Below are 12152 nucleotides of genomic sequence, written 5' to 3'. Positions count from 1 at the left end.
ATGGGGAGTAGCCTGCCCAGTAATGGGTCTTGTATGCCGTCAATTCGACCATTTGGTCCGGTGTACAAGTGAATTCAGTTCAGGGCAAGACCATTTCAATTTTAATGAATGGTTATCTCTTGATTTTATTGCCCCCATTGCAGCGTAATCTGATCAAAACAGTGTCTACAGCCCTGATTTGGGGAATTTGTCCGACCCGCAAGTCAAGTCAGCGAGATAATGATGAATCTTATTTATTTTCTAAAATCGACTTGATGAATCACCTAAAAACCTGCTTAATTTTTGCCATTTGCGCTTTTTTGGCAACTGGAGTGCAGGCACAAGGTCAAAAGCCCTTCAGTGTTAATGAGTTAATTACTCTAGCGCTCGAGACAAGCCCACAGGTTTTGGCTGCAAGGGATCAATCAAAGGCGGTGAGGGGGCAACTCTCCACTGCACGCGCAATTCCAAACCCTGAGTTTGAGATCAATACGGGCCAGCAAAAATCGGTATCTGGCCCTTTGACGACTGGCAACGTTTCATCTTGGGCGGTTACACAGCCCTTAGACATGCCTTACACGAGATTTCCTAGGGTAAATGCTGCGCAAGCGAACGTTCGTGCGGCTGAGGCGGGTCGTATTGCTTTTGAGATTGAGCTTATTTCTAGGGTGCAGCAACGGTTTTATGAACTGATGCGTCGTGAGGCTGAGTTAAAGGCGGCTGATGAGGATATGAGCCTGACAAAACAAATTCGAGATCGCATGCAGGTTCGTTACGATGTTGGTGAAACAGCCCGTTTTGAATTGATTCGTGCTCAAACTGAATTTTTAAATGCTCAAATTAATTCTGAATCAAGCAGACTCAGGGTCGAGCAAGCTAAAGGTCAGCTGCGCCAAGTGGTTGGACATCAACTACCCGCAGACTTTGAAGTGGTTTCTCAAACGCCAAAAATAGAGCCTCTACCACCGTTGCCAGTGTTATTGAGTGAGCTACAAGCCCAGAGTCCCGAGCTTCAAAGAGCGAAAGCAGAGGTTGAGGCTACGGAGTCTAAATTGAGTTTTGAACAAAATTCACGCTTGCCTAAACTCTCCTTTAAGGCTCAGCAATATAACGATCCAAACTTCACGGATCGACTTTATGGATTAGTCGTGAGTATTCCAATTTGGGATTTCAAGGGCGGTCAAATTGCGGAGGCCGAGGCTAATGCTTCTAGGGCAAAGAATCAGCTCAATGCGCAGAGTCAAAGTTTGGAGCAACAGCTTGAGACTGCTTATAAGCTTTATCAGATGACGAGTTATCAAGTAAAAATATTAGATCAAGAGGTTGTGCAGTTGGCTTCGAGTGCAAGGCGCATTGCAGAGGTCTCCTATCGCTATGGAGAGCGTGGCATGTTGGAATACTTGGATGCACAAAGAACATTCAGAGTGGCTCGTAATGATTTGATTAAGGCTCGATTTGATTTGGCTTCAGTAGTAACAGAGATACAGCGTTTGAGAGCAACCCCAGAATGGATTGCAAAGATAGAGAGCGGAAAGCAATGAAGCAAAAATGGATGGCAGTTGTCGATAAGACAAAGGTTCTATATAGCCACTATATGGCAATGGCGAAAGTCTACTTAAAAGACTGCATCGCCTTCACTCTGAAGGCTCAGAATGATTTATACAACTATACCCATGAATGGTTTGTTTCTCATGCACCTGCTGTAGCGCGGCAATATGACAAAAGTCCGCAGTGGGCGCAAAAAGGTTTGTTCTATTTGCCATGGCTATGCTTATTCTTAATTGTCCTGAATTACTTCAATGTGTTTGATCGTAGTCCATCGATTAAGTCCGTTCAAGATCCTAACGTCGTGATTGTGAATGATGATTTGCGTAATATGATCACTGATGGGCGCATCTATACCGGCTCTTTTGTTGAGGAGTTGCGTGCATCAGGGCGTATTGATTTCAATGAGCAGTTCTTATCGCGCATTGGTGCCAATGTGACCGGTCGCGTTTCTGAAATCTTGGCTATCCCTGGCCAGCTTGTAAAGCAGGGTGATGTTTTAGCTAAGATTACTTCGACTGAGTTAACGCAATCTCAGCTCTCTTACTTAAAAGCAAAGAGCGCAAGTCAGCTGGCGGATCAGGCTGCTAATCGCGCAAGAATTTTGTATAAGGAAGATGTGATTGCCTTGGCAGAATTGCAAAAGCGTGAGGCGGAGGCCAGTAGTGCTAAGGCTGAATTTCGGGCTGCAAATGATCAGCTTCGAGTGCAGGGAATGGATCAGCCCAGTATTGATCGCCTGGCAAAGTCTGGCGTAATTGAATCGATTAACAACGTTATTGCCACAATCCCTGGTGAAATTGTTGAGAGAAAAATTAATAAAGGGCAGGTGGTTCAGCCTGCTGATGCCCTCTTTACAGTAGCTGACTTAGATTCTTTATGGGCTGTTTCAGAAATTCCAGAAAGTAATGCCTATTTGATACATAAGGGCCAGAAAATTAATTTGATTATTCCAGCCTTGAGGAATGCTGAAATTGAAGGGGTTGTCGCTCACGTATCTTCTATTGTGAATCCGCAAACACGCACGGTGGTTGTGCGCATGGACGTGCCTAATAAGGATGGCTTAATTAAGCCTGGGATGTTGGCCACCATGTTGATTGAGAGTCAGCCCACCGAAAGACTATTAGTCCCTGTGAGTGCCGTGATTCGTGAAGATAACCATGATCATGTATTTATCCGCGAAGATGGTGATACCTATCGCATGGTTGCCGTCAAGCTGGGACCCGAAGGGAAGGGGTATCGCCCGGTGATCTCTGGCCTTAAAGAGGACCAAGAAATTGCAGTCAATGGCGCATTTCATTTGAATGCGGAACGTAAACGACAGTTGAGCGGTGGATAGAGCTCATGATTGAGAAGATAGTTCGCCTCTCGCTGCAGCAGCGATTGCTAGTCGTCATCATTGCTCTTGTTTTGATGGTGGCGGGTTTGCTCGCAACAAAACGTTTATCTGTTGATGCGTTTCCTGATGTGACTAACGTTCAAGTGCAGATTGCATCGGAAGCGCCAGGAAGATCTCCTGAAGAGGTAGAGCGTTTTGTGACGGTACCGATTGAATTGGCGATGACGGGTTTGCCAGGGCTCACCGAGATGCGTTCACTGAATCGCAATGGTATTTCTATTATCACTTTAGTATTTACAGATAAAACAGAACTGTATTTTGCGAGACAGTTAGTGACCGAGCGTCTGATTGAGGTTGCTTCCAAAATGCCTATTGGTATTACTCCAGTCTTGGCACCGCCTTCAACAGGCCTGGGTGAAATTTATCAATACACCTTGGATCATCCTTCAGATGGCAATAAACAACTTACGGTTGAAGAGCTTGAGGATCGACGTGCTATTCAAGATTGGATTGTGCGACCTATGTTGCGCTCTATCCCAGGTGTGGCAGAAATTAACACTCAAGGGGGTTATGCGCGTGAGTATCAAGTGCTTGTCAACCCTGAACGCTTACGCCACTATCAAATCAGTTTGCGTGAAGTTTATGAAGCGCTAGCAAGAAATAATGCCAACTCGGGCGGCGGACAGTTGCCAACCTATTCTGAGCGTTATTTAATTAGAGGCGTAGGATTGATTACAAAGCCGGAAGATATTGAAAAAATTATTCTCAAAGAAGTAAAGGGGATTCCGGTTTATGTGAAGAATGTGGCTGAAGTCACTATCGGCAGTGAGATTAGACAAGGTGCTGCGATTAAAAACGGTTATACCGAGAGTGTGGCCGGCATCATTCAAATGATTCGTGGCGGTAATGCCCGCGAAGTTGTCAATCGAATTAAGCTCAAAGTTGCTGAAATTAACGAGGGCAAGCTACTCCCAGACGGCTTACAAATTGTCCCTTTCTATGATCGAACTGATCTCGTGAATGCCGCCATGTTTAATGTGGCCAAGGTATTAATCGAGGGTGTCATCTTAGTAGTCATTTTGCTTTTCCTATTCCTAGGTGATGTACGCTCATCACTCATTGTTGTCGCTACCTTAATTCTGACGCCGCTTCTCACTTTCCTGGTAATGAATCGTTATGGAATTTCTGCGAACTTAATGTCGTTGGGTGGTCTTGCGATTGCAATTGGCATTATGGTGGATGGATCAGTGGTGGTAGTCGAGAATACCTTTGCAAAGTTGGGCGAAAGACTAAAGTCTGGTGAATCCAAAAACCGGATTATTTTGGAGGCAGCTTCGGAAGTCGGTAAGCCAGTGCTATTTGGTGTTGGCATCATTATTTTGGTTTTCATGCCCCTGTTATCGCTTGAGGGTATGGAAGGGAAAATGTTCGCCCCAATGGCAATTACTATTGCGATTGCTCTGACGATTTCTCTAATACTTTCTTTTACTCTATCGCCGGTACTCTGCTCTTACATCCTCAAAGGCGGGAGTGAGGATGACACCAAGGTAGTGGCGCGTATGCGTGCCCCTTATGAGCGTTGGCTCAATTGGAGCTTGGCCAATCCTAAATTGGTAGTAAAAAGATCGCTTATAGCCTTGGTTGTGAGTTTGCTTGGGTTCGCACTATTGGGTAAAGCCTTTATTCCTGTGATGCAAGAAGGATCCATTACGCCGGTGATTGTGCGCGCTCCAAATATCTCATTAGATGAGTCTATTAAGCTAGAGTTTGAGGCAATTCGGCGCATTATGACGATTCCTGGCGTGCAGATGGCCGTCTCCCGCTTAGGCAAGGGGGAATCTCCTGCAGATCCTGGGCAGCCTAATGAGTCCGACCCAATCGTCACTCTCAAGCCTTTGGGTGATCGTAAATTTAGCCAGGAAGAGATTGCTCAAGAGATTCGGGATAAATTAAAAACCCTGCCTGGTATTGAGTTATCGATTTCCCAGCCAATCGCAGCACGCGTTGATGAAATGGTTTCAGGGGTTCGTTCTCAAGTGGCGATTAAGATTTTTGGAGATGACCTCGTTGTTTTGCAAAAACTTGGTGCACAGATCAGTCAGATTTTGACCAAGATGAAGGGCAGCAACGACTTGCGAATTGAGCAGGCCTCAGGACAGAACTATCTCAATATCAAAATTAATCGAGATGCCATCGCTCGTTATGGAATTAATGTTGCCGATGTGAATGAGGTCATTGAGACGGCTATTGGTGGCAAGCAGGCTAGCACGATTTATGAGGGAGAAAGACGTTTCCCGCTGGTTCTTCGATACCCTGCCTCTTATAGAAATAAGATTGACGCGATTGAAAATATCATTCTGCATTCACCAGATGGTGCGCAAGTATTGATGCGTGATTTGGCGGAAATTTCTTTAGTCGATGGTCCGGCACAGATTTCTCGAGAATCCGGTAAGCGCCGCTTAGTGGTAGGCGTTAATGTGGAGGGTCGAGACTTGGGCGGTTTTGTGAAGGAGGCTCAAACTCTAATCGCTAAGCAGGCTGAATTACCTCAAGGTTACACGTTGCAGTGGGGCGGTCAGTTTGAGAATATGGAAAGAGCGATGGCGCGCTTGATGATCATTATTCCTTTGACTATCTTGGCAATTTATTTCTTGTTATTCATGCTTTTTAGGTCAATGAAGCTAGCGGGACTCATTATTTTGGTCTTACCTTTTGCTTCGATTGGTGGTGTATTTGGTTTATTTCTAACAGGTGAATATCTATCCGTTCCTGCAGCGGTTGGTTTTATTAATCTTTGGGGAATCGCGGTATTAAATGGAGTGGTACTGATTTCCTTTATCAAGCAATTGCGTGAGGATGGGTACTCCATGGAGGATGCTTTATTGCATGGATGTGGTCATCGTTTTAGGCCTGTGATGATGACTGCTTCGGTAGCGATGTTGGCTCTAGTGCCGATGCTATTTTCTGGCGGTCCAGGGTCTGAAGTGACTAGACCGCTGGCGGCGGTTGTCATTGCTGGTTTGGTGACATCAACCGCATTAACGTTATTAGTACTCCCAATCCTATATAGATGGTTTGAAGATAAAGAGGTGGAAGCATGATGGAAGTGAAGGCGGTGATTCGCCCTAATAAGTTGGCCGCATTAAGAGCGGCCTTACTGGAGACTCCCGGGTTTCCTGGAATGACTGTTACTAAAGTCGAAGGCTGTAGCGCTCCAAGCCGTTCCGGCAAATCAAATATCAAGGATGAATTAACGGACTATTCCGCTAAGGTCAAGATAGAGATTGTCTGCAACGACGAGATCGCCGGGGTTTTTATGGACCGTATCGTTGCCATTTGCCAGACGGGTCAAGTGGGCGATGGTGTCGTTTGGTGCACTGAAGTACCCAAAGCCTTCTTTATTTCGAAGACGACAGCCTAAGCTCGATCTGAAGTCCTAGAAATCACAAAAGTCCATAAATTGTTAGAATGCTTAATGCCCTATTTGGGTAATCGCATATAGCAAGGATGAAATCATGGGCGGTATTTCTCAGTGGGAACAACTCAATATTGAATTAACGGCTGCTTTAGGTAGTTCCGTTCATTTTGATACTGCTCATCAAGCGGTTTATGCCTCAGAGGCCTCAAATTACCGCCAAATTCCAATTGGAGTCGTCACACCCAGAAACACTGAAGAATTTGTAAAGGGTATTGAGATCTGTCATCGCAATAAGGCGCCGGTATTAATGCGTGGCGCCGGCACCTCAATGAATGGTCAAACAGTCAATAACGCAGTGGTGTTTGATATTTCCAAGTATTGCAATCACATTCTCTCATTAGATCCAGCCGCTGGGGCTGCGATTGTCGAGCCAGGTGTTATTTGCGACTCACTGCGCGATGCTGCAGAGCTTCATGGTCTTACGTTCGCTCCAGACCCCTCGACTCATAGCCGTTGCACTTTGGGTGGTATGGTGGCAAATAATTCTTGTGGCGCGCATTCAGTGATGGCAGGTAAGACGCTTGAGAACACGGAAGCACTTGAAATCTTGACTTATGATGGCGAGCGTTTTTGGGTTGGTCCAACCTCGGATAACGAGTTAGAAAAAATCATTGCCGCTGGTGGTCGTAAGGGTCAGATTTATCAAGATTTATTGAATCTGCGTAACCGCTATGCCGATCTGATTAGAGCTAAATTCCCCAATATTAAGAGACGGGTTTCTGGATACAACCTTGACCAGCTCTTGCCGGAGAACGGTTTTAATGTTGCCCGTGCTTTGGTAGGAACCGAGGGAACTTGCGCCTTAACGCTTGCCGCAAAAGTTCGCTTGGTGAAGAGTCCGGCTAAGCGGGTTGTTTTAGTCTTAGGCTTTGAAGATATATATGTTGCCGGTGATGCCGTTCCTGAGTATCAGGCTTTTAATCCGATTGCGATTGAGGGTTTGGACTACAAAATTATTCGTGGCTTGCAAGCGCGCAATTTAGCAAAAGCGGAAATTGATTTATTGCCCCAAGGTAATGCATGGGTAGTCGTGGAATTTGGTGATGACACTATCGAGGGTGCTATTGCACAAGCAGAAAAGGCTGAGCAGTATTTCAAGACAAGAACTAAAGGCCCTCAACCTTCCACTTGGTTGGTGTCAGACTCGCAACTGCAAAAACGTATTTGGTCTATTCGTGAGAATGGCGCATCAGCAACCCACTTATCTATAGATCCAAATTCACCAGATCCTGTGGTGGGCTGGGAAGATGCTGCTGTTGATCCTACGCGTTTAGGTGAATACCTCCGCGCTTTCCAAGCTTTAGTCGATTCTTATGGCTATGAGACTTCTCTTTATGGTCACTTTGGCGATGGTTGTATTCATGCGCGGATTACATTTAATCTGCGAACGGCAGAAGGCGTTGCAACTTTTAGATCCTTTATTCGCGATGCCGCGGTTCTAGTTGTCGAGTTTGGTGGATCGCTCACTGGTGAACATGGTGACGGTCAAGCTAGAGCAGAGTTCTTACCAATCATGTTTGGTGAAGAGTTGATGGAGGCCATGCATGAGTTCAAGCGCATTTGGGATCCGCAAAATAAACTCAATCCTGGAAAGATTGTTCACCCTTATCGCGTTGATGAAAATCTGCGCATGGGTCCAGAATATAAAGTCGTCAATATTAAGACGCGACTCAATTTCTTAAGCCAAGAGGGTGATGGTTTTCAGAGGGCAGTAGAGCGTTGTGTTGGTATGGGCAAGTGCCGAAGCGAAAAGCTTGGAACAATGTGCCCAAGTTATCGCGCTACTAAAGAAGAGCGTTTTTCCACGCGCGGACGCTCAAGACTTTTTTGGGAAATGCTGCAAGGCGAGGTTATTACTGATGGTTGGGAGAGCAAAGAACTCAAGGATGCACTTGATACCTGCTTATCCTGCAAAGGTTGCAAGAGCGATTGTCCTGCTCACGTCGATATGGCTTCCTATAAAGCAGAATTCTTATCTCACTATCACGAGAAAAATAGCAGACCACGTCAGGCTTTAACAATGGGTCGCATTAGTGATTGGGCTCCATTAGCAAGCAAAATGTCTTGGCTAGTCAATGGCGTGATGCAAACTCCAATTCTGTCTACCATTGCAAAGTGGGTTGGTGGTGTTGCTCAAGAGCGTAGCCTGCCAAAATTTGCCAATCAGTCGTTTAGAAGTCAGTTTAAAAAAGCTAGCTCTGATGTTGGGCAAAAGAAAGTAATCCTCTGGGTAGATACCTTCTGTGAACACTTCCATCCAGAAGTTGCTAATGCTGCAGTAGAGGTTCTAGGACACGCTGGTTTTGAGGCGACTTTACCTAAGACGCCATTGTGCTGTGGCCGTCCTTTGTATGACTTTGGGTATCTTGATCTTGCCAAGCAAAAGCTAGAGAAAATTCTTGATGCCATTGGCGATCAGATTAATGCTGGAGATGGCGCACCTATTGCTGTAGTGGGTCTTGAGCCTGGCTGTATGTCAGTGTTTAAAGATGAGTTACTCAAATTCTTCCCGAATGATCCAAGAGCTCAATTACTTTCAGAGCGCACTTATTTGCTTGGCGACTTTTTGCATGATCATGGTTACAAACCTCCGCCACTAGATCGCAATATTTTGGTTCACTCCCATTGCCATCAGAAATCTTTATTTGGCACAAAAGGAGATGTAGCCCTGTTGAATGCTCTAGGAGCTAAAGCGAATTTCATTGATAGTGGTTGTTGCGGCATGGCAGGCTCTTTTGGATTTAATCCTGAGCATGTGGAAATATCCAAAGCGGTTGGTGAGTTGGTATTGTTGCCAGCGATTCGCTCCGCTAATGAGGACACCATCATTCTGACTAACGGGTTTAGTTGTCGAGAGCAGATTGAGCAAGAGACCGGCCGTAAGGTAAAGCACTTAGCGGAGATTTTGCAGATGGCGCATCAAGCTCAGTAGAAACCCTTATTACAACAGAGGCACCAGACCTTCGGATGAAAATTCGGAGGTCTTTTTTTATGAGTATCTAATTTTGTACTAATATCCTGAAAGCCCCTTTTTTAAGAAAGGGCAAGTGACAGTTAAAAACTATAAATAAGTGCCCATCTTTTTAGGGTGGGCGATGCAATTGGAGACAATGTGGAAAAAATTACCCTGCAGGTGAATGGCACGCTAAAGACCGTTGAGGTCGATCCGGAAACCCCTTTGCTGTATGTATTGCGAGATAACCTTGAGCTAAAGGGGCCTAAATTTGGCTGTGGAAAAGGTCAGTGCGGTACTTGCACCGTTTTAATTGGAGGGGAGGCATCTCGCTCTTGCCAAATTCCGATTGGTAGACTTTCTGGTGCCAATATTGTCACCTTGGAAGGCTTGGGAACGTCCGCTAAACCAAGTCCAGTTCAAGAGGCATTCATTATTGAGCAGGCCGCTCAATGTGGCTATTGTATTAACGGGATGGTGGTGACTGCTACTGCATTTCTCAAGCAAAACAAAAATCCTACTGATGAGCAAATTAAGGCGGCCTTGGCAGAGAATCTTTGCCGTTGTGGAACCCACTCACGCATTGTGAGTGCTGTAAAGCGTGCTGCAAAGATGATGGCTTAAGGGGGATAAGAAAATGCAAAGAAGAGATTTTTTAAAGAAAAGTTCAGCCCTCATTGTTGGTTTTAACTTTATGTCCTATGCCGGTTCTGGATTCGCATCACCAGATTCTATGAATAAAAAAGATGTCAACGCTTGGCTGCAGTTAGATAGCGATGGCTTTATTACTATCTATAGCGGTAAGGTAGATTTGGGCACGGGCGTAAAGACTGCCTTAATTCAAATGACTGCCGATGAGTTAGACGTCCCCATGAACAAAATCAATATGGTCATGGGTGATACCGGCACTACGATTGACCAGGGTCAAACCGCAGGTAGTCTGTCGATTAAAGATGGCGGCGTGCAAATTCGCGCGGCATGCGCAACTGCACGTAATGCTTTGATTGCCCAGGCTGCTCAGTATTGGGGGGTGAGTCCAAGCGAGGTAAGTACTACTGGGGATGGTTCCTTAGTGCTGAAATCTAAGAACATCACCATTACTTATAAGCAGTTACTGAAAGATAATTTTCAATCGCTGCAAGTAGCTGATAAGCCAGCATTGAAGAAGTATTCTGATTATCGTTTTGTTGGTAAGTCTGTACCTCGTGTAGATATTCCCGCAAAAGTCACCGGTGAATTTACTTATGTGCACGATGTCCGGATTCCTGGCATGTTGCACGCGCGGGTCATTTTTCCAAAGAATATCGGCTCTAAATTAATTTCTGTAGATGTCAGCTCGGTTTCTTCTTTGCCAGGCTTTGTGAAGATTGTCCGAAAGGATGATTACCTTGCTGTAGTCTCAAAAACAGAGTGGGGCGCGATCCAGGCGGCTAAAAATCTCAAGGTACAGTGGAGCGATTGGCAAGGACTTCCTTCGGATCAAAATGTCTATGCAGTCTGGCGTGGCCTTGAGGTTCTGAAGGTCGAAGAGCGTCAGAAGCGGGGTGATGTAGCTGCAGGTCTGCAGAATTCAGTCAAACAACTCAAAGCAAGCTATCAGTTTCCGATTCATTCGCATGCGTCTATGGGTCCTTCATGTGCTGTGGCAAGTTTCAAGGATGGCAAATGCGAAATCTGGTCACCATCCCAGGCAACGCACTCACTTCAAACTGAAATTTCTAGTGTTCTAGGAATCAATAAAGATAATGTGCGCCTCTACTATGTCGATGGGTCTGGTTGTTATGGCCGTAATGGCCATGAAGATTGTTCTGCTGACGCTGCCTTGATTTCAATGCTCGCTGGTGCGCCAATTCGTGTGCAGTGGATGCGTGAGGATGAGCTTGGTTGGGATCCGAAGAGTCCTCCAACCGTGGTTGATCTAGAAGGTGGCTTGGATAAGGATGGAAATGTCGTTGCCTGGAAATCGAATTTCATTCTGAGTGCGCAAAGTGGCACTTTGGCAGAGTATCCATTGTTGCCAGCTGTGCATTCTGGCCTGAAAAGAACAGGTGTGTATACCGGAAATATTGTTAATAACTCCGATGTAGAGTATGTCTTCCCGAATGCCTATACCAAGGTCAGTCGTGTAAATAATGTGTTCTTGCGGACCTCTCATTTACGCACTCCTGGTCGTATGCAAAATAACTTTGCCAACGAGTGCTTTGTAGATGAGTTAGCTGCAGCGGCCAAGAAGGATCCGATTCAATTTCGTTTGGCATACCTAAAGGATCCCCGTTCGATCGATGTGATTAAAACTGTGGCCAAGAGTGCTAACTGGGAAGATAGACCTTCACCGTCCAAGAAAGCCTCTGGAAATATCGCTAAGGGCAGAGGATTTGCCTATGTGCGCTATCAAAATAATGTCACCTATGTTGCGATGATCGCAGATGTCGAGGTGAATAAAAAGACGGGCCATGTGAAAGTCACGAAGATTTATTGCGCACATGATTGCGGCATGATTGTGAACCCAGATGGAGCAATTAATCAGATCGAGGGCGGCATTAATCAGACGGTCAGCCGTACTTTGATTGAGAACGTGACTTTTGATCGCTCAAAGGTCACTAGCGTTGATTGGAAGAGTTATCCAATCCTCAAGTTCCCTGAAGTTCCGGAGATTAAGACTATCTTGATTGATCGACCAGAAGCTCCGCCTTGGGGTGCTGGTGAGATGTCTGCAACTACGGTACCTGCGGCAATTTCAAATGCGATCTTTGATGCTGTTGGTGTCAGAATGCGCACTGTGCCATTTACCGACAAGAGTGTTTTAGAGGCTTTGAATCAAAAGTCGGCTTAATTGGGTCTACTAGCTCAATCTTCGG

The 12152-nt window shown here is 45.6% G+C and carries 7 protein-coding genes; all 7 read left to right on the top strand.

Translation table 11 applies throughout. The features are described from left to right. Positions 1-254: 254 nt before the first annotated feature. The 7 genes from AOB49_RS02610 to AOB49_RS02580 all read left to right on the top strand — a co-directional run bounded on the left by AOB49_RS02610 (position 255) and on the right by AOB49_RS02580 (position 12127). Positions 255-1520 (top strand): TolC family protein, encoded by a 1266-nt coding sequence (locus tag AOB49_RS02610; protein WP_172793387.1) that lies wholly within the window; start codon positions 255-257, stop codon positions 1518-1520. Next, complete coding sequence (locus tag AOB49_RS02605) at positions 1517-2863, top strand: efflux RND transporter periplasmic adaptor subunit (RefSeq protein WP_062307580.1); 1347 nt, start codon at positions 1517-1519, stop codon at positions 2861-2863. Before AOB49_RS02610 ends, AOB49_RS02605 begins: the two co-directional genes overlap by 4 nt. Before the next feature lie 5 nt (positions 2864-2868). Continuing rightward, positions 2869-5964, top strand: coding sequence for an efflux RND transporter permease subunit (locus AOB49_RS02600; protein WP_062307576.1), 3096 nt, complete (start codon positions 2869-2871; stop codon positions 5962-5964). Then, positions 5961-6284 (top strand): P-II family nitrogen regulator, encoded by a 324-nt coding sequence (locus tag AOB49_RS02595; RefSeq protein WP_062307574.1) that lies wholly within the window; start codon positions 5961-5963, stop codon positions 6282-6284. The genes AOB49_RS02600 and AOB49_RS02595 overlap by 4 nt, the downstream gene beginning before the upstream one ends. Before the next feature lie 94 nt (positions 6285-6378). Beyond that, positions 6379-9273, top strand: coding sequence for an FAD-binding and (Fe-S)-binding domain-containing protein (locus tag AOB49_RS02590; protein ID WP_062307571.1), 2895 nt, complete (start codon positions 6379-6381; stop codon positions 9271-9273). Positions 9274-9453: 180 nt separating this feature from the next. Then, positions 9454-9918, top strand: a complete 465-nt coding sequence (locus AOB49_RS02585) for a (2Fe-2S)-binding protein (protein ID WP_062307569.1) — start codon at positions 9454-9456, stop codon at positions 9916-9918. A gap of 13 nt (positions 9919-9931) precedes the next feature. After that, positions 9932-12127, top strand: coding sequence for a xanthine dehydrogenase family protein molybdopterin-binding subunit (locus AOB49_RS02580; protein WP_062307566.1), 2196 nt, complete (start codon positions 9932-9934; stop codon positions 12125-12127). Positions 12128-12152: the final 25 nt, after the last annotated feature.

It is taken from the genome of Polynucleobacter sinensis (assembly GCF_001595985.1).
Classification (GTDB): Bacteria; Pseudomonadota; Gammaproteobacteria; order Burkholderiales; family Burkholderiaceae; genus Polynucleobacter; species Polynucleobacter sinensis.
Note: the sequence above shows the minus strand (reverse complement) of the source record. Positions and strands in the feature narration are given on the sequence as shown.